This is a genomic window from Pseudomonas sp. LBUM1664 (genome assembly GCF_059695895.1).
Genome location: NZ_CP166791.1, coordinates 3,595,866 through 3,617,093, shown reverse-complemented (window position 1 = coordinate 3,617,093; position 21,228 = coordinate 3,595,866). Strand labels below are relative to the sequence as shown.

At 59.0% G+C, this 21,228-nt stretch carries 21 protein-coding genes; 11 read left to right on the top strand and 10 right to left on the bottom strand.

From position 1 onward, the window contains the following. Positions 1 to 7 precede the first annotated feature (7 nt). The 7 genes from napA to ACA047_RS16730 form a co-directional block, all read right to left on the bottom strand. On the bottom strand, positions 8 to 2,512 hold the full coding sequence (napA, locus tag ACA047_RS16760) for a nitrate reductase catalytic subunit NapA (RefSeq protein WP_497351121.1): 2,505 nt from the start codon (positions 2,510 to 2,512) through the stop codon (positions 8 to 10). Beyond that, complete coding sequence (locus tag ACA047_RS16755) at positions 2,509 to 2,772, bottom strand: chaperone NapD (protein ID WP_497351119.1); 264 nt, start codon at positions 2,770 to 2,772, stop codon at positions 2,509 to 2,511. Before ACA047_RS16755 ends, napA begins: the two co-directional genes overlap by 4 nt. A gap of 36 nt (positions 2,773 to 2,808) precedes the next feature. Beyond that, complete coding sequence (gene napE, locus ACA047_RS16750; RefSeq protein WP_497351117.1) at positions 2,809 to 2,976, bottom strand: periplasmic nitrate reductase, NapE protein; 168 nt, start codon at positions 2,974 to 2,976, stop codon at positions 2,809 to 2,811. 221 nt (positions 2,977 to 3,197) lie between these two features. Beyond that, positions 3,198 to 4,163, bottom strand: coding sequence for an FAD:protein FMN transferase (locus ACA047_RS16745; protein ID WP_497360398.1), 966 nt, complete (start codon positions 4,161 to 4,163; stop codon positions 3,198 to 3,200). Beyond that, positions 4,153 to 6,333, bottom strand: coding sequence for a PepSY domain-containing protein (locus ACA047_RS16740; RefSeq protein WP_497351115.1), 2,181 nt, complete (start codon positions 6,331 to 6,333; stop codon positions 4,153 to 4,155). Before ACA047_RS16740 ends, ACA047_RS16745 begins: the two co-directional genes overlap by 11 nt. Before the next feature lie 25 nt (positions 6,334 to 6,358). Next, complete coding sequence (locus tag ACA047_RS16735; protein ID WP_497351113.1) at positions 6,359 to 6,829, bottom strand: DUF2271 domain-containing protein; 471 nt, start codon at positions 6,827 to 6,829, stop codon at positions 6,359 to 6,361. Between the two features lie 94 nt (positions 6,830 to 6,923). Further along, the gene (locus tag ACA047_RS16730; RefSeq protein WP_497351111.1) at positions 6,924 to 7,247 is read right to left on the bottom strand and encodes a PepSY domain-containing protein; all 324 of its coding nucleotides are present in this window, start codon (positions 7,245 to 7,247) and stop codon (positions 6,924 to 6,926) included. A 130-nt stretch (positions 7,248 to 7,377) separates the two neighbouring features. Here ACA047_RS16730 and ACA047_RS16725 point away from each other — a divergent pair, with 130 nt between their 5' ends. Further along, positions 7,378 to 8,037 carry a response regulator transcription factor gene (locus ACA047_RS16725; protein ID WP_497351109.1) on the top strand — a complete coding sequence of 220 codons (660 nt, stop codon included), beginning with the start codon at positions 7,378 to 7,380 and terminating at the stop codon, positions 8,035 to 8,037. Continuing rightward, positions 8,034 to 9,374, top strand: a complete 1,341-nt coding sequence (locus tag ACA047_RS16720) for a sensor histidine kinase (protein ID WP_497351107.1) — start codon at positions 8,034 to 8,036, stop codon at positions 9,372 to 9,374. Before ACA047_RS16725 ends, ACA047_RS16720 begins: the two co-directional genes overlap by 4 nt. Positions 9,375 to 9,674: 300 nt before the next feature. On the opposite strand, the gene ACA047_RS16715 is transcribed toward ACA047_RS16720, so the two are convergent. Continuing rightward, positions 9,675 to 11,390, bottom strand: coding sequence for an amidase (locus ACA047_RS16715; protein WP_497351105.1), 1,716 nt, complete (start codon positions 11,388 to 11,390; stop codon positions 9,675 to 9,677). Between the two features lie 182 nt (positions 11,391 to 11,572). On the opposite strand from ACA047_RS16715, the gene ACA047_RS16710 reads away from it, so the two are divergent. Then, positions 11,573 to 11,923 carry an ArsR/SmtB family transcription factor gene (locus tag ACA047_RS16710; protein WP_497351103.1) on the top strand — a complete coding sequence of 117 codons (351 nt, stop codon included), beginning with the start codon at positions 11,573 to 11,575 and terminating at the stop codon, positions 11,921 to 11,923. Between the two features lie 36 nt (positions 11,924 to 11,959). Then, on the top strand, positions 11,960 to 13,012 hold the full coding sequence (locus ACA047_RS16705) for a flavin-containing monooxygenase (protein ID WP_497351101.1): 1,053 nt from the start codon (positions 11,960 to 11,962) through the stop codon (positions 13,010 to 13,012). A 109-nt stretch (positions 13,013 to 13,121) separates the two neighbouring features. On the opposite strand, the gene arsA is transcribed toward ACA047_RS16705, so the two are convergent. Next, entirely contained in the window at positions 13,122 to 14,888 is a 1,767-nt protein-coding gene (gene arsA / locus ACA047_RS16700; RefSeq protein ID WP_497351099.1) for an arsenical pump-driving ATPase, read from the bottom strand. A gap of 17 nt (positions 14,889 to 14,905) precedes the next feature. Beyond that, complete coding sequence (gene arsD, locus ACA047_RS16695; protein ID WP_497351097.1) at positions 14,906 to 15,268, bottom strand: arsenite efflux transporter metallochaperone ArsD; 363 nt, start codon at positions 15,266 to 15,268, stop codon at positions 14,906 to 14,908. Positions 15,269 to 15,820: 552 nt separating this feature from the next. Here arsD and ACA047_RS16690 point away from each other — a divergent pair. The 7 genes from ACA047_RS16690 (at position 15,821) to arsJ (ending at position 21,213) form a co-directional block, all read left to right on the top strand. Beyond that, positions 15,821 to 16,234, top strand: a complete 414-nt coding sequence (locus ACA047_RS16690; protein ID WP_497351095.1) for an arsenate reductase ArsC — start codon at positions 15,821 to 15,823, stop codon at positions 16,232 to 16,234. 8 nt (positions 16,235 to 16,242) lie between these two features. Then, on the top strand, positions 16,243 to 16,614 hold the full coding sequence (locus ACA047_RS16685; RefSeq protein ID WP_497351093.1) for a metalloregulator ArsR/SmtB family transcription factor: 372 nt from the start codon (positions 16,243 to 16,245) through the stop codon (positions 16,612 to 16,614). Positions 16,615 to 16,644: 30 nt separating this feature from the next. Continuing rightward, a complete protein-coding gene (locus ACA047_RS16680) occupies positions 16,645 to 17,115 on the top strand; it encodes an arsenate reductase ArsC (RefSeq protein ID WP_497351091.1) in 471 nt (156 codons plus the stop codon). 17 nt (positions 17,116 to 17,132) lie between these two features. Then, on the top strand, positions 17,133 to 18,206 hold the full coding sequence (arsB, locus tag ACA047_RS16675; protein ID WP_497351089.1) for an ACR3 family arsenite efflux transporter: 1,074 nt from the start codon (positions 17,133 to 17,135) through the stop codon (positions 18,204 to 18,206). Further along, positions 18,199 to 18,915, top strand: a complete 717-nt coding sequence (gene arsH, locus ACA047_RS16670) for an arsenical resistance protein ArsH (protein ID WP_497351087.1) — start codon at positions 18,199 to 18,201, stop codon at positions 18,913 to 18,915. The genes arsB and arsH overlap by 8 nt, the downstream gene beginning before the upstream one ends. 66 nt (positions 18,916 to 18,981) lie before the next feature. Next, positions 18,982 to 19,986, top strand: a complete 1,005-nt coding sequence (locus ACA047_RS16665; RefSeq protein WP_497351085.1) for an ArsJ-associated glyceraldehyde-3-phosphate dehydrogenase — start codon at positions 18,982 to 18,984, stop codon at positions 19,984 to 19,986. 9 nt (positions 19,987 to 19,995) lie between these two features. Next, the gene (gene arsJ, locus ACA047_RS16660) at positions 19,996 to 21,213 is read left to right on the top strand and encodes an organoarsenical effux MFS transporter ArsJ (RefSeq protein ID WP_497351083.1); all 1,218 of its coding nucleotides are present in this window, start codon (positions 19,996 to 19,998) and stop codon (positions 21,211 to 21,213) included. Positions 21,214 to 21,228: the final 15 nt, after the last annotated feature.

Here is a 21,228-nt window from a genome sequence, read left to right as displayed (position 1 = left end):
GTTCTCCTTAGGCCACGCTGATCAACTCGATGCGTATCGCGCATTTCTTGTAATCGGTTTGTTTGGAGATCGGGTCGGTGGCATCGAGCGTGACCTTATTGATCAACTTGTTGGCGTCGAAAAACGGTACGAATACCAGCCCTTGAGGCGGCTTGTTACGCCCGCGGGTTTCGATGCGCGCACGGATTTCACCGCGTCGGCTGATCAGTTTCACCTCACTGCCGCGCCGCGCCTTCAAGGCCTTGGCATCGTCGGGGTGCATGTAGACCAGCGCGTCCGGCACCGCCTTGTACAGCTCCTCGACGCGTTGAGTCATGGTGCCGGTATGCCAATGCTCGAGGACGCGTCCGGTGCTCAGCCAGAACGGGTAATCGGCGTCCGGGGATTCGGCCGGCGGCTCGTAGGGGAGGGCGAAGATGATCGCCTTCTTGTCCGGGTAACCGTAAAACTGCACCTCGCTGCCTTTCTCCACATAAGGGTCCAGCCCCTCGCGATAACGCCAGCGTGTTTCCTTGCCCTCGACGACCGGCCAGCGAAGGCCACGTTCGCTGTGGTAACGGTCAAACGTAGCAAGGTCATGCCCGTGGCCGCGACCGAACTGGGCGTATTCTTCGAACAGACCTTTTTGCGGGTAGAAACCAAAGGCCTTGGCTTCATCGTTTTTGTATCCGGCTTCCAATTGATCGACAGGGAACTGGTCGACCTGGCCATTTTTGAACAGCACGTCGAATAGGGTCTTGCCCTTGTACTCAGGTGCCTTGGCCAGCAATTCAGCGGGCCAGGTTTCGTCGGTGGTGAAACGCTTGGAAAACTCCATCAACTGCCACAGGTCCGACCTGGCGTCTCCCGGCGCGCTCACCAACTGATGCCAGAATTGTGTACGCCGCTCGGCGTTGCCGAATGCGCCTTCCTTTTCCACCCACATGGCGCTGGGAAGAATCAGGTCGGCGGCCTGGGCGGAAACGGTCGGGTAGACATCGGAAACAATCACGAAGTTATCCGGGTTGCGCCACCCCGGCAGCACTTCCTGCATGATGTTCGGCCCGGCGTGCATGTTATTGCTGGCCTGGGTCCAGTAAACGTTGAGCACACCATCCTTGAGCATGCGGCTCTGTTCTACCGCATGGAAACCGGGTTTTTCCTGAATGGTGCCGGCAGGTAGCTTCCAGATTTTTTCGGCAATGGCGCGATGCTTGGGGTTGGTGACAACCAAGTCAGCAGGCAATCGGTGGGAAAACGTCCCGACCTCGCGTGCGGTACCACAGGCCGACGGCTGACCGGTCAGTGAGAAGGGGCTGTTGCCCGGTTCGCTGATCTTGCCCGTGAGCAGATGGATGTTGTAGATCAGATTGTTAGCCCAAACACCACGAGTGTGTTGGTTGAACCCCATGGTCCAGAACGACACGACCTTGCGCTTGGGGTCGGCATACAGCTCGGCCAGGTTTTTGAGCCGCTCAGCCGGGACACCTGTCTCCTTGGCGGTTCGCTCCAACGTGTAAGGCTTGACGAAGGCGGCGTAGTCTTCGAAGGAAATATCCGTCCAGGTGTTGGCTTTGCTGGCATTTTTCGCCTTTGTTTCCCGCGGGTCGTCAGGACGAAGGCCGTACCCGATATCGTCAGCCCCCTTGGCAAACCGGGTGTGCTTGCTGATGAAGTCCTGGTTCACCGCGCCGCTTTCAATGATGTGATTGGCGATGTAATTGAGGATCATCAAATCGGTTTGCGGCTTGAACACCATGGGAATATCGGCGAGTTCGAAGCTGCGATGCTCGAAGGTCGACAGCACCGCGACCTTGACATGGGGCTGGCTTAGACGCCGATCGGTGACCCGGCTCCAGAGTACCGGGTGCATCTCGGCCATGTTCGAGCCCCAGAGCACGAAGGCATCGGTGACTTCGATGTCGTCGTAGCATCCCATTGGCTCATCCATGCCAAAGGTGCGCATGAAACCCATCACCGCCGAGGCCATGCAATGGCGGGCGTTGGGGTCGATGTTGTTGGAACGAAAGCCGCCCTTCATCAGCTTGTTGGCGGCATAGCCTTCCCACACCGTCCATTGTCCGGAACCGAACATACCGACCGATCCGGGACCTTTGCTTTTCAAGGCTTCCTTGAATTTCAGCTCCATGATGTCGAAGGCTTTCTCCCAACTGATCGGCTGGAATTCGCCCTGTTTGTCGTACTGGCCATTTTTCATGCGCAAAAGCGGTTGGGTCAGGCGATCGACGCCATACATGATCTTTGAAAGAAAATAACCCTTCACACAGTTCAGCCCACGATTGACTTCAGCCTTCACGTCTCCATGGGTGGCGACCACACGGTTATCCCGGGTCGCGACCATCACACTGCAACCGGTGCCGCAAAAACGGCAGGGCGCCTTGTTCCAGTCCAAGGTGACCATGTCCGCTTCGGTCATCAGATTGCTGGCAGAGGTCACAATCGGCAGGCCGGCAGCGGCGGCTGCAATGGCGGCGGCCTGGGTCTTGACGAATGCTCGGCGGGTCAGGCTCATTCGATATCTCCTTCTTCGGGTTCGAGGAGTTCGTGATAGATCAACGCCGCGTTGAGTACACCCGGCAAGTTGTTGATCTGTTCGATGCGTTGAAGGATTTGGTTTTCATGCACGGCCTCAAGCACCACCACCAACTTTCCGGCTGCACTTTCATGATGCAATTCCAGGCCGTCCAACAGACGCAGGTTTGCTTTAACCGCGTCGAACAATTCCGGTCGGGCAAGTACTACAAGACTGGCAATATGCAGGGCTTCGTCCATGAGCAGGCTCCAATAGCCTTGAGAAACAGCTATCCGTTAGTGGGGTGGACCCGGAGGGCCATAGAGCATTTGGAAAAACCAGACGAGGAAACCGTAGCCGCCGACGAAGGCAACCGACAGCAAGGGGAAGAGGCAGACGACGAGGAAGAGGAACAGCCGGGTTTCCTTGCGGCGTTCAGGTTTGTGTTCTTCAGCCAACGACATTTGGACAATCTCCAGCCGGAACTGGGGTAGATACTAGATCACGATGTTTGAGCTGGCCTCTCTGTCAGGTTTTTATCTAGACCAACGGTAACCTCATGGGCGGTCAGGCAATCCACTGGGTTCGGGTATTCGGGGCTAACGCTGCTGGTCCTGTTTCAACCCAGGATGTTGACGATCGATGGGGCGTTGCCCCGAGATTCCTGAGTGGCCAGGAATCGGCTTCAGCGCGTTTCAATCTGCGCCTGCACCTGTCCGCCGACAATGGACAGTTCTTTGAATTGCTCACCGTCGTGCAGGACGAACAATGCGTCCATCCCACGCTCCTGTGCCAGCCGTGGACCACCGATTTCGCCCAGCACCATCAGCGCCGTGGCCCAGGCGTCGGCAAGCATGCACGAAGTCGCCACGACTGTGACGGCTGCGAGTGGATTGCACACGGGGGCACCGGTGGCCGGGTTCATGGTGTGAGCATAGGACCGTCCCTTCACATCGACCCAGTGTCGGTAGTCCCCGGAGGTGGCGATGGCGGCGTCGTGGAGTTCCATCACACCCATGACTTCACGCATGCCTCGGCAGGGTTTTTCTATGGCCACGACCCAGGGGTGAGCATCAGGCTTGACGCCACGGGCGCGCATCTCGCCATCGATGCCGACCAAGTAGCGCGTGATGCCGAAACCCTCCAGGCAGCGGGCCAGTTCATCGACGCCAAAACCCTTGGCGATGCCGTTCAGGTTGAGGTTCAGCGGCGCCCGTTTGCGTATTTGATTGCGTTGTGGATCAACCACCAGCGCCGCACTGGCGGACAGCCGGGCCCGCAGTGGCGTCGTACCGAGCACCGGCTCCGTGACCGATTGTTCGCCGGGACCAAATCCCCAGGCGTCTACCAGATCACCGACGGCGATGTCGAAGGCGCCGCTTGATTGCTGGCTGACACGCAGCGCCGTAGACAGCACCGTGACCAGCTCCTTGGGCGCTGACATCCATTGCTGCTCGGGTGCGGTGTTGAGGCGGTTGAGGTCGGAGTCGGGTTTCCAGGTGGACATTTGCTGGTCCACCCGGGCCACGGTGAATGCCAGGCTGTGGCCGATTCTGTCGATATCGATTCCGGCTGCGGCATAGAACACGGCAGTGTAACGGGTGCCCATGGTCTCACCGTTCAGGCTGTAGCGTTGCCATTCAGTAGACATCTTCACGGTAGCGTCCTTGTGCCTTGAGGGTCTGCACACTCAGGTTGAGCGGCGCGAGTATTTCATCCAGCGCCTGCATCACGCCTTTGGCCATCTCGCGTCCGCCACATACCAGCACCTGGGCACCTTTCTCAATCAGCCGCCGCAGGACCTGGGCATCGTTGATCAAGCGGTCTTGCACGTAAGTGCGGTCCATAACCTGTGAGAACGCGGCGCGCAATGCCGTGAGGCGATGGTCTGCCAGGTAGCGCTTGAGCTCCGACTCATAGAGGAAATCCGAGGTCGGGTTGCGCCCGCCCCAATACAAATGCATGGGGTGGTGGGCCTTGTTGTTGCGGATAAACCCGGCCAGGGGACCAATGCCGGTACCGGCACCGATCAGAATCACCGGGTGTGCGCCCGACGCCGGCCGAAATTGCGGATTCGGCTGGATGAAGGCTTTGATCGGTGCGCTGATGTTCAGGCCGTGAAGGAACTCCGAGCACACGCCACCTTTATGTTTGCGGACACAGATCTCCAACACGCCATCCTGCGAACTGCTGGCCAGCGAGTAGAAACGCGGGACCGGGCTGCCCGGGGGCAGAATGCCGACTAGGTCACCGGCCTCAAAGTCCGGCAGCCTTCCCGACGCTTTGAAGCGCAGTACGTGGGTCGGTGCATCCACTTGCTCGCCGTAGGCAATGCGCTCGGTCAGCACCAGTTGATGGGTGTGCGGTTGTTGTGCAGTGTGGACCAGCATCAGGTCGTGGCCCAGAACTTCGCCCAAGGCGTGGCCCCAGCGAGAAAACTCCTGGGCGGATTGGCGATTGATGGTTTCCAGGCCCAGCAACGCAGAGCCACCGGCCTGCAACAGGGCATCCTGGACCTGCTGTGCGAACTGACAAAACTGCGGAAACTGCCGGTCACCAAAACCCAGCACGGCAAACGGCTGGCCGGGTTTCAGGCCGACTTTGGCCAGCCGTGCCAGAAACTGCGAAGCCGAGGCCGGAGCATTGCCGTCACCGTGGGTCGCGGTGAGGATGAACACGCGTTGGGCATTGACGTAGTCGTTGGCGTATTGATTCATCTGCGCGCTATGCACGCGGTGGCCGGCCTGGTGCAAGGCATCATGCAAGGTGTTGGCAAAGCCCCAGGTGCTGTTGTTTTCGCTGCCCACCAATATCACGGTGTCGGCCGACTGTGCGTCGCTGTTTTGACGGATTTTCGGCCCGGCCTTGCGGCGGCGCCACCACATCAGGATGCCGGTGATGCTCATCAATGGCACGCAGAGAGCACAAAGACCCAACAACAGGCCGAGCCACCAGAGACCTTCACCCGTGTGCAACCGATAGATCAACTCGTAGAGGTTGTGCATCGAATCGTGGGCTTGATAGGACAGTAAGATGCCGCTGGCCTGGTCCACGTAACCGTCGCCCTGGACCGTGCGCAGGGAAAACACGTCCTGCGGATTGTTGGGGCTGGGGTAGACGAGCTCGCGCAGGTCATTCAGGTCGGTGGCCTGCAAAGCTTGCAGGTTCGCCACCGGCAACGCCGGGCCGGCGCTGACGTGGGTGGGGAAGGTGGGCTCACTCTGACTGCCATCGGCGATGAAGTCGAAGGTGGTGGCGCACATATAGAGCCCGCTCAGTGCCGACAGCAGCAACCCAAGCAATGCCAGACGCCCGACTTCAGCGTGCCAGCGCTGGCTGAAGGTTCCTCGCAAGGGGCGCAGCAGGTTGCGCCAGCCGCCCTGTCGTCGGGCCAGCAACAGCGCACCGGACACCGATAGCATCAGCATCAATAGCGCGCCAACCCCCGACACCCCGTGGCCCGGTGTCCCCAGGAACAGCGAGCGGTGCAGGTCTTTCATCCAACGTGAGAGGGCAGAGGGTTCGTAAGGCGCCAGGCCTTGGCCGGTCAGCGGGTCAACCTTTTCTGCCCCTGCCTGACTGTCCTGGTTGTAGTAGACGATCACCGTCCCGGACGCAGTGCGCTGGATCTGCTCCACGCCCGGGAAGTGGCTGGCGATGCGCCCGGCCAACTGGCCGACGTTGATTTGTCCGGTCGCGGTGGGTGTGCTGTGCAGGCGTTCCAGGGCCGGGTCGACAGACAGCAGCGCGCCGCTGATGGCCAACAACATGACCAACAGGGCGGCGAACAGACCGGACAGGGAATGGAACTGGCGAAGCATGTTCAGCCTCCAGAAGTGGCAGGTGCTACAGATCGTAAGTAAAGGACTCGACGTAGGTATTGCCGGCCGCAGGCTTGCCTGCGCCCTCGCAAGTCAGGGGCACGCTGACATCGGCACGGGCATCACGTTTGTCCTCGACGGCGCTGTCAATGCGGATTTGATACCCGGCATCGATCAGGGTGTCTGCCAGCTCGACGCTGACTTTGAGCGTGCGCCCACTGCCGACACTGGCGCCGGTGACCCCGTCAAACTCGTTCGGATTCATCTGGCTTCCACGGGCCCAGTCGGCCAGATGTTTGTAATATTTGGCTTTCTTGCCGGCCACCCAGAGGGTTTTCTGATATTGGCCGGAGGCGTCAGTCAGGTAGATCGCCAGATACGCGTCATTTCCTCTATAACTCTTGAGCTGCGTGGTCAGGGTTACTTCACGGGCCTGGGCCAGCCCAGGCAGGGCAATGGCGCTGACGATGCAGGTTGCAGCGATGATTTTTTTCATGGGAGTGTCCTTTGTTGATCGTTAGGTCCAGAGCCTGGACCTGCTTGCTGACAGCAACCTGAAGGGCAGGGAAACTCCTCGACAGGTGGGAAGGTCATTCTGTGCGTGGCCTGCCGAGGTAATCCTTGGCATCGCCATCGTCCTGGAAGTGGATCTCGAGTTTGTGCAGGTGCAGCGATGCCGGTGAATAACTGGCTTCGATAGCATTGCCCTTGCGATCCAATCCCTTGAGCTTGTAGCAACCGTCGTCGACCTTTATCCGCTGCACACTCCAGCCATATTGCTGCTCCACCTGCTGGCGCAAGGTTTCGCGTGATTGCCAGTCACTGACCGGGTCGCGGCAGTCTTCCTCGGCCAAGGCGTAACCGGTGACCAGCAAGCTCAATAGCGCAGTGCTGGCAATAAAACCTGATTTCATGATCTGTCTCCTGTCGAGGCGCCGTCGTTGGCATACCCTAGGGTGCATTCCTGACAACCACCTGAATCTTCAGATTCACGTCAGGTAAGGCGATTAAGGTGCTGCACGACAACATCACAGGAGCTGCCAGATGCGGGTTTTATTGGTCGAGGACGCGCCAGGGCTGGGAGAGGCGGTGAGCGAACAGATCGCCGATGACGGCCACGCAGTCGATTGGGTGCAGCGCCTGGACCATGCGCGCAACAGCGTGCGCACCACCCCTTACGATTTGATCCTGCTTGACTTGATGCTGCCGGACGGTCGTGGGCTGGATTTCTTGCGTCAGCAACGGTGTGCAGGCGACGTGACTCCGGTGATCATCCTGACCGCTCAGGACCAGATATCCGATCGCATCGCCGGCCTCAATGCCGGGGCCGACGATTACCTGGTCAAGCCGTTCGACTTGTTTGAGCTCTCGGCCCGTGTTGCTGCGGTGGCTCGCCGTTACAGCGGCAACCCAAACCCGCAGATCAAACTCGGCAAATTGCACATCGACATGAGTGCCCGTACGGTGTTGCGGGCCGGCGCGACGGTGGACCTCACGGCGCGCGAGTGGGCGCTGTTCGAGGCATTTGTCCAGCGCCCCGGCGCGCTGTTGTCCAAGGCGCAACTCGAAGACCGGTTGTACGCCTTCGGCGCTGAAATCGAGAGCAACACTATCGAGGTCTATATCAGCCGGTTGCGCAAGAAACTCGGCCGCGACCTCATCGAAACCGTGCGCGGCATGGGCTACCGGTTGTCGTCCCCATGAAATCATCCAGCCTGCAAAAACGCCTCGGCCTGGGGTTGACCCTGGGCATGACCTTGCTTTGGCTGGCGGCGACTGTCGGCACCTGGCGGGTGGTGCAACACGAGTTGAACGAGGCGTTTGACAGCGCGTTGGAGGAGACCGCGCAACGCATCCTGCCCCTGGCTATTCTGGAAATCAGCAATCGGGAAGAGCCAGGTGAGGCACAGCACGTGGCCACCCTGAAAATGCACAAGGAATACCTGACGTACCTGGTGCGCGATGCCAAGGGCACGATCCTGATGCAGTCCCACGATGCCAACCCGAAGATCTTCAGCAAACAACCGACTGAGGGTTTCTCCACCACTAAAAAATATCGTCTGTATGGCGCCAGTGCGCTACGTGAGACAGTGTTCATCGAAATCGCCGAGCCCCTTGGCCATCGCCGCGAGGCCGCACGGGAGGCCTTGTTTGCTTTGTTGTTACCGTTATTGGCGCTGATCCCCATCAGCCTGTTGGGTACCTGGTTATTCGTACGCATGAGCCTGGGCAGCGTGCTGGCCTATCGTCGTGCCGTGGAGGTCCGTGGCGTAGGGGATCTGTCGCCGATCAAGGTGCCGCACCTGCCGGCGGAAATCGATCCTTTGGCTGACGCGGTTAACCGGCTGCTGGAGCGCTTGCGCAAGGCTCTGGAGGCCGAGCGCAGCTTCACCGCCAATAGTGCCCATGAACTGCGCACGCCACTGGCCGCGACCCTGGCGCAGGTCCAGCGGCTGCGCCAAGAAGCGCCCGAAGGCCCGTTGCGGTTGCGTGCGGTAAAAATCGAAAACTCGCTGCGTGAGTTGGCGCGGCTCTCGGAAAAACTCATGCAACTGGCCAAGGCCGAGGGCGGTGGGCTGTTGTCGCAAACGCCTCAGGATCTCATTCCGTTGCTGGCTCATGTAGTGGATGAGTGGTGCCACAGCAGCGGTCGCCCGATCAAGCTGCAGTTGCCTGCCCAGGCCCATGTGTACTCGGCCATTGACCCGGACGCTTTCGGGATCCTGTTACGCAATCTGGTCGAGAATGCACTGAAGTATGGCGAGAAGGATCAACCGATTGAAGTCAGTCTCACTGACCAGGCGCTGCTGCGGATAGTCAATGACGGCCCGCCGGTACCGGAAGCGGTGTTGCAGCACCTGACCGAGCGTTTTGTCCGTGGTCAGAGTGAAACCAGCGGGTCAGGGTTGGGGTTGGCGATTGCCAAGACGATTGTGCAAGGGGTCAACGGGCGAATAATGCTGCTGTCGCCGGCCACAGGCCGACAGGAGGGATTCGAGGTCCGTGTCTGGTTACCGCTCGCATCGGCGCCCGAGGGCTGAAGGGCATGGCGCTACTGACTCAATGGGGGATCAAACATGAGCCTATTCTGGAGTTGGGTGGGGTGCGAAAAAAATCAAAAACCATTCCCGATGAGACCAATGCATGTTGGCTCAATCGCAGCTTTCACAATTACGCGGATTATGCGCTCTCGGACGAGTTTGACCCCTCATGCCAGTCAGTTAAGCAGAAGCCACAGCATCACCCAAACCGTGGCGAGGGAGCTTGCTTCCTCGCCACGGGATTTTGTTTGTCGCTATTTCTCTTAACTGATCGGCATTAGGGTAAACCCCGCCGAACCGCTATTTTTCGTCGCCCGACAACGGTGGGGTCCGAGGTGGGATCAGTCGTTTCGAGCCAATTGATTCAAACGCCGAAGCCAAGCGCAGCAGTGTCGAGTCGTCATAGGCGCGACCGGCAAATGTCAGCCCGACGGGCATGCCAATGTCTGCCATGACCCCCATCGGTACAGTAACGGTGGGGACGCCCAGGTGCCGGATGGCGAGGTTGCCGTTGGCGACCCATACACCGTTGCTCCAGGCGATATCGGCAGACGCTGGATTGACGTCAGCATCCGCCGGCCCTACGTCGGCGACAGTCGGGAAAAGCACCGCATTGAGCCCAAGCCGATCCATCCAGTCTTCAAGGTCAATTCGCCGCGTCTGTTCAAGTCCGCGCAGCCCGTCAGGCAGGGTGGGAATCTGGTCCCAAGGGGTGATACCGCGCTCGGCCATCTTCACGTACTCGTCCATGCCAGCGGCGAGATCGTCCTCCCGGTTGGGCAGGGAGCCTGGGTCGTGGGGGAAAATCCGCGGTCCGTCAACGTCGGCCAGGCGATTCAATTTCGGATCATCGTTGGCTCGAAGAAAGTCATCGAACGCCCAGGCCGACAAGTCCCATAACTCATGGTGCAGGAACTCTTTGGAAACCAGGCCTCGAGTAAACACCGTCGGTGCGCCAGGGCGGTCGCCCTCGCAGTTGGACACCAGCGGGAAGTCCACTTCCATCACTTCGGCACCACAGGCTTCGAGGGCCTTGCGAGCCTCCTCCCAGAGCGCGATCACCGAGGGGCGGGTGATGATTCGCTGCCCCGTCGGACCGCCGATACCGGGAGCATCCGCCGTGCCCGCTTCGGGATCGGCGTTGATGTACATGCGCGGAACGCCGAACCGAATGCCGGCGAGCGCACCCGTATTGGCAGCCAGGCTCGGATACGAGGCGGGGCGAACCGAGGCGACGCTCGGAATGGGCACCCAAGGCTGCAGGCGCCACAGGTCTCCCCGAGTCTCGGGGTCATCTGCCACCACTACGTCGAGCACCTCAAGTAGGTCGGCCATCGTCCTGGCATAGGGCACGACAACATCCATCGTCGGCGTCAGCGGCCAGTTGCCACGCACCGAGATCACGCCGCGCGAAGGCGTGTAGGCGCACAAACCATTGTTCGATGCCGGGCCTCGTCCGCTGGACCAGGTCTCTTCGGCCAGGCCGAATGCTGCAAAGCTGGCCGCAGTCGCAGTGCCCGCACCGTTCGAAGAGCCGGATGCAAACGGAGCGGTGAGATAGTCGCCGTTGTACGGGCTCTCTGCACGGCCATATACCCCGCGCTGCATGCCTCCGTTCGCCATGGGCGGCATATTGGTCTTGCCCAGGCAGATCGCGCCAGCAGCACGAAGCCGTTCGATCGTGAACGCATCGCGATAGGCAATCAGGTTCGCGAAGGCAGGGCTTCCAGAGGCTGCGGTGAGCCCCTTCACCAGATAACTGTCCTTGGCCGTGTAGGGAATGCCATCGAGCGGACCGAGGCTCTGGCCGCTGACTCTACGGGCATCGGACGCCTGCGCTTCCTTGAGTGCATCGGGGTTGCGAACCACCACCGCGTTGAGGGCAGTGGGCGTTTCGGGACCGTCGTAGGCATCGATCCTGGCGAGATAGGCCTGGACAAGTTCTACCGCGGTGGTCTTGCCAGATTCGAGCGCAGCACGCAGTTGTGCAATCGAGACTTCGGTGATTTCGATCATGCTGTTACCACTTCCGCTGACGGGTGACGTGATGCAAGGGGCCATTCAAACTGAGTCTTGGGCACTTCAGATAATCTCAAAGCGGGTTCTCATATCGTTGGCGTGCACTGTACTACGGGATCTCGGATTGCGTGAGTTTCGTGAATTGACGTATGCATGAATATGCACATATAGTTGCAAGCATGACAAACAAGCCCTCTACACGTACCCAAGCCATCGATGCCGCCATCGAGTCTCTCGACGGGGCGTTTTTCAAGGCGCTTTGTGAGCCGTCGCGAGTCGCTGTGCTCAAACGCGTCATGCAACTGGGCCGTGCGGATATCGCCGAGATTGCCGAAGGGCTCCCTCAAGAGCGCTCAGTGGTTTCCCGCCATCTGCAAGTGCTGTTAGAAGCGGGCATTGTCCGCGCTACCAAGGTCAGCCGGCAGATGTTCTATGAAGTCGATGGCCCGGCTGTCGTGACGCGGCTTGAAGCCATGCTCCAGCAAATGAAGAAGCTGGCCCCGTTTTGCTGCCCTGGTGTTCCAGAGTAGTTTTTTTTACCTCTATGTATGCATGAGTGCGCACACATGAATGTAAGTAATGAGCCCATGGATGTCATTGTCATTGGTGCGGGCCAAGCAGGGCTTGCGTGCGGTTGGCATCTGCGGCAGCACACTCTCAGGTTTCTCATCCTGGATGCCGAGCGCCAACCTGGTGGGAACTGGCGCAATTACTACGACAGCCTGAGGCTGTTTTCCCCGGCAGTTTATTCATCACTGCCAGGGATGCCGTTCCCAGCTAACGCTCATCACTATCCACTGCGCGATGAAGTGGTACGTTATCTGGAGCAATACGCGGACGCTTTCCAGCTCCCCATTCGGCAGAACATTCGAGTCGAGCGGGTGTGGAGGGAAGATGGACTGTTTCTGCTCCAGGCATCCGATGGCCAGCGTTTTTGTTCAAAGGCATTGATCGTCTGCACCGGCGGATTCAATCAGCCGTTCATCCCTGATGTTCAGGGATTGGAGCGTTTTCGCGGGCAGCGTTTACACAGCGCGGATTACCGAAATGTCGACGGCTTTAGGGATCAAAAAGTAGTGGTCGTAGGTGCAGCCAACTCAGCCGTACAAATTGCCTTTGAGTTGGCTAAAGTCAGCAGCGTCGTGTTGGCGACAAGAGAGTTGATTCGGTTTTTTCCACAAAAGATCCTGGGTGTGGATTTTCACGCTTGGCTCAAGTGGACAGGGCTGGAGAAGACCCGCTGGCTGAATGACCAAAGTACCCCCGTGCTGGATCATGGCACCTATCGCCAGGCCATGAAGCAGGGACTATTTGAGCGTAAGCCGATGTTCACGCAAGTGTCACCAACGGGCGTGATCTGGGCCGATGGGCAGCACACTGAAGTGGACAGTCTGGTTTTCGCGACTGGATTTCGTCCGAACCTTGGTTTTCTGGCAGGTCTACACAGGGAGGCCAAGGCAAGCCTGGCTCAGCGCAACGGCCAGGCGGCGCACGTACCGGGGTTGTATTTTGTGGGGTTGCCGAAACAGCGCAATTTTGCTTCGGCCACCCTCAGAGGCGTTGGGCCAGATGCTGCTCACATCATCCCCAGTTTGATGCGCTTTATTGGTGATGTTTAGCAGTCGGTGTTCGCTTAATGCCGAGTAACAAGGTTGTCTGATCGGTAGGCTGCGATACAAGCCGACAGGCAGCCTTCGAAAAAAACAATTCGCTGGACGGCACTCATGCTCAAACCTGTTCTCTGTGCGTCAGCGCGCGCAGGTTGTGGATGCCCACCGGCTCCTGCTTGAGCAGCGGCACCAACGCATAACGGCGGGCGTGCACATTGGCTACGGCCGCAATCTCGCGGCGCTCGTTGGCGGCGCGTTGCAGCAGCAGTGGGGAATGGGTGGTGGCTGCGGCGATGCTGTTGTTGATGATCCAGGCCCAGGGTTCGATGCCGGCACGGCGCAGATCGTCCTGCAAACTGGCCGCCTCCAGCACCGGTGTGGTTTCAGCCAGGGTTACCAGCAGCACCTTGGTCTGCTTGGGATCCTGCAGCTGCATCATAGGCGTGGTGAAATGCACGCCTTTGTCGATCATCTGCCGGGCGATATCCCGGTGATAGGCGCCGGTGGCGTCGAGCAGCAGCAGGGTGTGACCAGTCGGTGCGGTATCCATCACCACGAACTGCTTGCCGCCTTCGCGGATGATCCGCGAGAAGGCCTGGAATACGGCGATCTCTTCGGTGCAGGGCGAGCGTAGATCCTCTTCGAGCATGGCCCGGCCCTGGGCATCGAGCTGGGCACCCTTGCTCTGCAGCACCTGCTGACGGTAGCGCTCGGTCTCGGCGTGGGGGTCGATGCGACTGACCCGCAGGTTGTCCAGTGCTTCACTCAGGGTTTCGCTCAGATGCGCCGCTGGATCCGAAGTGGTGAGGTGCACCGGCAGCCCACGTTGTGCAAGTTCGACCGCCACGGCCGCGGCCAGGGTGGTTTTACCCACACCGCCTTTGCCCATCACCATGACCAGGCCATGGCCATCGGCGGCAATTTCATCGACCATCGCTGCGAGCGTTGGCGCATCCAATGCTGGTGGCAATTCTTGGGTGGTAGCGGCGATCCGCGGCTCGTCGCTGTCGAGCAGGTGCTGCAGCGCGTCGAGTCCGACCAGGTTGAATGCCTTGAGCGCGATCTGGTCGCGGGGCAGCGCCATCAGTCCGGCAGGAAGCGCCGCTACGGCCGCCTGCTCACGGGCGAAAATCGCCGCAGCCAAATCATCCTCTGCCGCTTCGGCGGCAGGCAGCACGCCGTTGATCACCAAGTACTGTTGGCGCAAGCCAATTGCGGCCAGTTCCTCATGGGTACGCGCGGCCTCGCGCAAGGTCGATGCCTGTGCGCGGGCGACCAGTACCAGGCGGGTACGCAGCGGGTCGGCCAGGGCATCGACCGCGGCCTGGTACTGGCTGCGCTGCTTTTCCAGGCCGGCCAGCGGGCCGAGACAGGAGGCATCGCCCTTGCCGTCTTCGAGGAAGCCACTCCATGCGCCGGGCAGTTGCAGCAGGCGAATAGTGTGCCCGGTGGGCGCGGTGTCAAAGATGATGTGCTGGTAAGCCAGGGTCAGCGCCGAATCGGTCAGCAGTGCGGTGAACTCGTCGAATGCGGCGATTTCCGTGGTGCAGGCACCGGAAAGCTGTTCCTCGATGCTCTTCACTACGGCCTCGGACAACACGCCGCGCACCGGGCCAACGATGCGGTCGCGATACAGCTGAGCGGCCGCCTGCGGGTCGATTTCCAGTGCCGACAAGTTCACCACCGCAGGAATCGGAGTGATCTGATTGCCGATGCTGACGCCGAATACCTGGCCGACATTGGAGGCAGGATCGGTACTCACCAGCAGCACGGACCTGCCCTCGGCGGCGAGCCGCACGGCGGTGGCGCAGGCAATCGAGGTTTTGCCCACACCGCCCTTGCCAGTAAAGAACAGAAACCGCGGCGCTTGGTCGAGAAAATGCATGGGAGGCTCTCCTGGGCTCAGCAGCAGCAGCGGCCGCCGGAGCAGCATGTGTCCTGTGGTTTGACTTCGCCGGACTCGGCAACGCCCAGCCATCGGGCCAGTTCGAAACGACTCGGATAGCGCCCCGCCAGGGCCACTTCGCCATCGAGCAAAAGCAATGGCAGCGCCTCCTGGCCGGAGCGTTGCAGAAAGGCATTGACCGTGGCGTTCTCGGCAAACATCAGCGGCTGCTGGGCCAAATTGAAACGCTCGATCTTGGCGCCCTGGTGCCGCGCCCATTCCACGTCAGCCGCAAAGGTGACCAGCGCCTGGTCGACTTCGACGCCGCACACGCCGGTGCTGCAGCAAAGGGCGGAATCAAAGATCTCAAGGGTTTTCATTTTAACTCTCCGACGATTGTTAAAACGTTATCCAGAGCAGTACAGCACAACGCTTGCATGCTCGACTTGACTCAGGTCAGCGCTGGAAGCGGCCCCTGCTGCACCGTCAGTAGTCCCGCCAGGGTCAGCTGCGGTTTACTTTTTAGGTGTGCTCAGATAGTCCTTGAGTGCCTTTTCGTCGCCCGATTTCACTGTCATCCCATCAAACCCTGGCTTGTCGTATTGACCCGCGAAGCTGACGCTTGCAAAAAGACTGGTCCGCAGGGCAGCGGTGATCGTCAGTTTTTTTCATTTTTCTGGCTCTTGGTTGGATCGGAGCAGAGGCTATCCCTGGATGGGTGACAGATTTATTACGTAATCCATATATGCTGATTACTAAATGTTTCTGGCGCCGTCATATGCCAATCTTCCAATTTTTCCCTGTTTTATGGCGTTCTCTATCGCCATTCGACTTAATCCATTGCTTTTTCGAATAAAGAAATCGGTCGATACTTTACCTTGCATCTGAAAAATCATATATTCGAACTCCCATATATGAGCTGAAGCTGCATCATGACTAGCAAAGCCCGCGTTCTCTTCGTCTGTACCGCCAATGCTGCACGCTCACAGCTGGCGCAAGCGTTGCTCAGGCACACGGATCCGGAGCATTTCGAGGCGTTCAGTGCCGGCACTGCTCCGACAGGGGTCGACCCTCGTACCTTCGAGGCGTTGTCGCATCTTGGGATCAACACTGAAGGGTTGCGTAGCAAGTCGATCGATGAGTTTCGTGGCGAGCGCTTCGATTACGTCATCACTTTGTGTGATAAAGCTGCTTTGGAATGCCAGTCGCTCCCCGGCGCTGGCGAGGCATTGGCCTGGAGCTGTGAAGACCCGGCCTCCAGCACCAAGCCCGAAGCGTTCCGTCATGCGCTTCACGAAATTCATGACCGCATCAAGATGTTTGTCTTGGTGAAAACCAAACACTGAGAACTGAAATGGCTGACCATCTGACCCCAACCACTGTCTTCAAATGCCTGGCTGATGACAATCGTGTGCGCATGATGTTGCTCATTACCCGAGAGGGAGAGTTGTGTGTCTGCGAGCTGACCTGCGCATTGAATGAGAGTCAGCCGAAAGTCTCCAGGCACCTGGCGCAGTTGCGCACTTGCGGTTTGCTGTCGGACCGTCGGCAGGGTCAGTGGGTCTACTATCGACTGCACCCGAACCTTCCCGACTGGGTGCATCAGGTACTGACGGTGGTACTCGAAACCAACAAGCATTGGCTAAGCCCTGATGCCAAGCGCCTTGATGAAATGGGGGGGCGCCCTGAACGGGCAGCCGCTTGCTGCGAAAGCAAAATCGCATGACTTCTCCTTCGACTACTACGAGACCGTCCGATGAAAATCCTGTTTCTCTGCACCGCCAATAGCTGCCGCAGCATCCTTTGTGAGGCCATCTTCAATCACTTGGCACCGCAAGGCATGAAAGCCTACAGCGCTGGCAGTCAGCCGAAGGGAGAGGTGCATCCGCTCAGTATCAATACGCTGGAAAAAGCAGGCATTTGCACCGAAGGCCTGTTCAGCAAATCCAGTGACGCTCACGAAAATTTGGCGCCCGACTATGTGATTACGGTGTGTGATAAAGCCGCCGGCGAAGCCTGCCCGGTATTTTTCGGTCCCGCTGTAAAAGGGCACTGGGGGTTGGCCGATCCTTCGCAATACCACGGGACTCAGGAAGAGATCGAGGCGGCTTTTGAAGCCACCGTGGAGCAGATCAGAACCCGCATTGAAGCCTTCCTGGCATTACCGCTTGGCCAACTGAGTGCCGAACAGCTCAAGGCAGAGCTAGCCCTGATTGGCACGCTGTAACCACTGGAGTAATGATCATGAGTAAAAGCCGCCTTTCCTTTCTGGACCGTTACCTGACGCTGTGGATTTTTCTCGCCATGGCCTTGGGTATCGGTTTGGGTAGCCTGTTCGAAGGCTGGCCGCAGTGGCTCAACAGTCTTTCTGTGGGGGCAACCAACATCCCTATTGCTATCGGGCTGATCGTGATGATGTATCCGCCGCTGGCCAAGGTTCGTTATGAGGAACTGCCGGAAGTCTTCAAGGACAAGCGCATTCTCGTTTTGTCTTTGGTCCAGAACTGGGTCATCGGCCCGGTGTTGATGTTCGCGTTGGCGATCATCTTCCTGCGGGACCAGCCGGAATACATGACGGGCCTGATCTTGATCGGCTTGGCCCGTTGCATCGCGATGGTGCTGGTCTGGAATCAGATCGCCGGTGGCAACAATCAGTACGTCGCCGGGCTGGTGGCGTTCAACAGCATCTTCCAGATCCTGTTTTTCAGCGTGTATGCCTGGGTCTTCCTTGGGTTGTTGCCACCGCTGTTCGGGCTGGAAGGCAGTGTGATTGAGACCAGCTTTGTCAGCATCGCCGAGTCGGTGCTGATCTACCTGGGCGTTCCGTTCCTTGCAGGCTTGCTGACCCGCAAGATCCTCATCGACCGTAAAGGCGAAGCCTGGTTCCGGGAGCGCTTCATTCCGAAGATCAGCCCGCTGACGCTGGTGGCGCTGCTGTTGACCATCGTGGCCATGTTCAGCCTTAAGGGTGACGTGGTGCTGCAATTGCCGCTGGATGTGTTGCGTATCGCGATCCCACTGACAATCTACTTCGTGGTGATGTTTTTCATCAGCTTCTGGATGGGCAAATTGCTCAAGGCTGACTACCCGCGCACCACCGCACTGGCGTTCACTGCCGCGAGCAACAACTTCGAACTGGCGATTGCCGTGGCCATTGCCACCTTTGGCCTGGCTTCCCCGGTCGCTTTTGCCACGGTGATTGGCCCATTGGTGGAAGTGCCGGTACTGATTTCCCTGGTCGGTGTTGCTCTTTGGTTGAAGCGCCGCTGGTTCGATGACTCCAAGAGCGCCGTTGCGCAGGACAAAGACTATGTTTGATGAGCGCATCCCACAACTCGATGCCGAATTGATCGATCTCCCATCGACAGACAAACTCGGTATCGAAAAGACCTCCATCCATAAGCCGCGCATTCTGCTGCTGTACGGATCGACTCGTGAGCGCTCCTTCAGTCGCCTGCTGGTAGAAGAAGCTGCTCGACTGCTGGAACACCTTGGCGCCGAGGCGCGGATTTTCAATCCGTCAGGTTTACCGCTGCCGGACGACGCGCCGGCCGATCATCCTCGGGTTCAGGAACTTCGCGAGCTGATGCTGTGGTCCGAGGGGCAGGTCTGGTGCTCCCCGGAACGTCACGGTTCCATGAGCGCGGTCTTCAAGGCGCAGATCGACTGGGTACCCCTGGCAATGGGCGCGGTACGTCCAACCCAGGGCAAAACCCTCGCCGTCATGCAGGTGTGCGGTGGCTCGCAGTCGTTCAACGTGGTCAATCAGCTGCGAGTGCTGGGGCGCTGGATGCGCATGTTCACCATCCCCAACCAATCGTCCGTGCCGAAGGCCTATATTGAATTCGACGATAACGACCGGATGAAACCTTCACCGTTCTACGACCGTGTCGTTGATGTGATGGAAGAGTTGGTGAAATTCACGTTGTTGCTTCGCGACCGTCAGGACTATCTGGTTGATCGTTATTCCGAGCGCAAGGAGTCGGCGCAAGAACTTATGAAACGAGTCAATCAGCGTTCCATCTGAAGGTTCTTTCTCTTGCAACAACACCCATCATCCGAACGCCTACTGAGAACAGACACGGAGTACAACATGACGATCAAAATTGGTATCAATGGCTTTGGCCGGATCGGTCGCCTCGCTCTGCGAGCGGCCTGGAGCTGGCCGGAGTTCGAATTCGTGCAGATCAACGATCCGGCAGGCGATGCGGCGACGCATGCGCATTTGCTGAACTTCGACTCGGTGCATGGCCGTTGGAGTTACCAGGCCGACTCCGAGGGCGACAGCATTGTCATCGACGGCAAACGAGTCAAGGTAACGGCCAACAAGGCGATCGTCGACACCGATTGGTCGGGCTGCGATCTGGTGATTGAAGCCAGCGGCAAGATGAAGACTGTCGCCGCACTTCAGGCTTACCTCGACCAAGGTGTGAAGCGAGTGGTGGTCAGCGCCCCGATGAAGGAAAAAGGCGCGTTGAACGTCGTGATGGGCGTCAACCATCAGCTGTTTAAACCGGCAGAACATCCCATCGTCACGGCGGCGTCGTGCACCACCAACTGCCTGGCACCCGTGGTGAAAGTCATCCACGAAAAGCTCGGTATTCGCCACGGTTCGATCACCACCATTCACGACCTGACCAACACCCAGAGCATTCTCGATCAACCCCATAAGGATCTGCGCCGTGCGCGTGCGTCAGGCATGAGTCTGATTCCAACCAGTACTGGCTCGGCCACCGCCATCGCGGAAATTTTCCCTGAGCTGCGTGGGCGCCTGAATGGTCACGCCGTGCGCGTACCGCTGGCCAACGCTTCGCTGACGGATTGTGTCTTCGAGGTCGAGCGAGCCACCACCGTCGAAGAAGTGAACCAGTTCCTCAAGGACGCCTCCGAGAATGAGCTTAAAGACATCCTCGGTTTCGAAGAACGCCCATTGGTGTCCATCGATTACCGAACCGACCCGCGCTCATCGATCATTGACGCGTTATCGACCATGGTCATCAATGGTACCCAGGTCAAACTCTATGCCTGGTACGACAATGAATGGGGTTACGCAAACCGCACCGTCGAACTGGCCAAAATGGTTGGTCTGGCCATCTGAGGAGCGGTCATGAAAGCGTTGTCAGCCCTCGCTCCGCAAGTGCGGCAGTACCTGCTCGTGACGGGCAATTACTGGGCCTTCACCCTCACCGACGGCGCTTTGCGCATGTTGGTGGTGCTGCACTTTCACGCATTGGGCTACAGCCCGCTGCAAATTGCAGCGCTGTTTCTGTTCTACGAACTCTTTGGCGTGATCACCAACCTGGTGGGCGGCTATCTTGGCGCCCGGCTGGGTTTGAACAGGACCATGAACATCGGTTTGGGCATCCAGGTCGCGGCGCTGCTGATGCTGACGGTTCCGGTCGCTTGGCTGACCGTCCCGTGGGTGATGGGCGCCCAGGCGCTGTCCGGGATTGCCAAGGACCTGAACAAGATGAGCGCCAAGAGCTCCATCAAACTTCTGGTGCCCGATGGGCAGCAAGGCAAGCTCTACCAGTGGGTGGCGATCCTCACCGGCTCGAAAAATGCGCTCAAGGGGGTTGGCTTCTTCCTCGGTGGAGCCTTGCTGGCGCTGATCGGTTTTAAAGGTGCGTTGCTGGCCATGGCCGGTGTGCTGGCGCTGGTCTGGATCAGTAGCCTGATCCTGCTGAAAAAGGACTTGGGCAAGGCCAATGCCAAGCCCAAGTTTCGCGACATCCTGTCCAAGAGCCGGGCGATCAACATTTTGTCGGCCGCGCGGATGTTTCTGTTCGGTGCCCGCGATGTCTGGTTCGTGGTGGCCTTGCCGGTTTACCTGAGCAGCGTTTTTGGTTGGGACTTCTGGAAGGTGGGCGGCTTCCTCGCAGCCTGGGTGATTGGCTACGGCATCGTGCAGTCCTTCGCGCCCAACATCACCGGCAAAAAAAGGGGGCGCGTACCGGATGGTCGCGTGGCGTTTCTGTGGGCACTTGCCTTGGCGGGTCTGCCCGCGGCAATTGCGCTCGGGATGAACAGCGGATTGTCACAACAGGCGGTGCTGCTAGGCGGACTGATGGTCTTCGGCGCGCTGTTCGCCGTGAATTCGTCGCTGCACAGCTACCTGATCGTGTCCTATGCCAAGGAAGATGGCGTATCACTGGACGTGGGGTTTTACTACATGTCGAACGCCATGGGGCGGTTGATCGGGACGGTGCTCTCTGGCTGGGTGTATCAGGTGTACGGGCTGCAGGCGTGCTTGTGGATCTCGAGCGCATTTGTGCTGCTCGCCGCGCTTATTTCAGTGGCGTTGCCTCGTCATGCCACTCACTGACATTGGGAGCGCGAT

Coding starts and splice junctions, on each gene's coding strand:
- arsB (WP_497351089.1), top strand. CDS start 17,133: ATGAGTAAAAGCCGCCTTTCCTTTCTGGACCGTTACCTGACGCTGTGG.
- ACA047_RS16710 (WP_497351103.1), top strand. CDS start 11,573: ATGACAAACAAGCCCTCTACACGTACCCAAGCCATCGATGCCGCCATC.
- ACA047_RS16705 (WP_497351101.1), top strand. CDS start 11,960: ATGAATGTAAGTAATGAGCCCATGGATGTCATTGTCATTGGTGCGGGC.
- arsH (WP_497351087.1), top strand. CDS start 18,199: ATGTTTGATGAGCGCATCCCACAACTCGATGCCGAATTGATCGATCTC.
- ACA047_RS16730 (WP_497351111.1), bottom strand. CDS start 7,247: ATGAAATCAGGTTTTATTGCCAGCACTGCGCTATTGAGCTTGCTGGTC.
- arsA (WP_497351099.1), bottom strand. CDS start 14,888: ATGCATTTTCTCGACCAAGCGCCGCGGTTTCTGTTCTTTACTGGCAAG.
- ACA047_RS16745 (WP_497360398.1), bottom strand. CDS start 4,163: ATGTCTACTGAATGGCAACGCTACAGCCTGAACGGTGAGACCATGGGC.
- napE (WP_497351117.1), bottom strand. CDS start 2,976: ATGTCGTTGGCTGAAGAACACAAACCTGAACGCCGCAAGGAAACCCGG.
- ACA047_RS16665 (WP_497351085.1), top strand. CDS start 18,982: ATGACGATCAAAATTGGTATCAATGGCTTTGGCCGGATCGGTCGCCTC.
- ACA047_RS16715 (WP_497351105.1), bottom strand. CDS start 11,390: ATGATCGAAATCACCGAAGTCTCGATTGCACAACTGCGTGCTGCGCTC.
- ACA047_RS16690 (WP_497351095.1), top strand. CDS start 15,821: ATGACTAGCAAAGCCCGCGTTCTCTTCGTCTGTACCGCCAATGCTGCA.
- arsD (WP_497351097.1), bottom strand. CDS start 15,268: ATGAAAACCCTTGAGATCTTTGATTCCGCCCTTTGCTGCAGCACCGGC.
- ACA047_RS16740 (WP_497351115.1), bottom strand. CDS start 6,333: ATGCTTCGCCAGTTCCATTCCCTGTCCGGTCTGTTCGCCGCCCTGTTG.
- ACA047_RS16720 (WP_497351107.1), top strand. CDS start 8,034: ATGAAATCATCCAGCCTGCAAAAACGCCTCGGCCTGGGGTTGACCCTG.
- ACA047_RS16735 (WP_497351113.1), bottom strand. CDS start 6,829: ATGAAAAAAATCATCGCTGCAACCTGCATCGTCAGCGCCATTGCCCTG.
- ACA047_RS16755 (WP_497351119.1), bottom strand. CDS start 2,772: ATGGACGAAGCCCTGCATATTGCCAGTCTTGTAGTACTTGCCCGACCG.
- ACA047_RS16680 (WP_497351091.1), top strand. CDS start 16,645: ATGAAAATCCTGTTTCTCTGCACCGCCAATAGCTGCCGCAGCATCCTT.
- ACA047_RS16725 (WP_497351109.1), top strand. CDS start 7,378: ATGCGGGTTTTATTGGTCGAGGACGCGCCAGGGCTGGGAGAGGCGGTG.
- napA (WP_497351121.1), bottom strand. CDS start 2,512: ATGAGCCTGACCCGCCGAGCATTCGTCAAGACCCAGGCCGCCGCCATT.
- ACA047_RS16685 (WP_497351093.1), top strand. CDS start 16,243: ATGGCTGACCATCTGACCCCAACCACTGTCTTCAAATGCCTGGCTGAT.
- arsJ (WP_497351083.1), top strand. CDS start 19,996: ATGAAAGCGTTGTCAGCCCTCGCTCCGCAAGTGCGGCAGTACCTGCTC.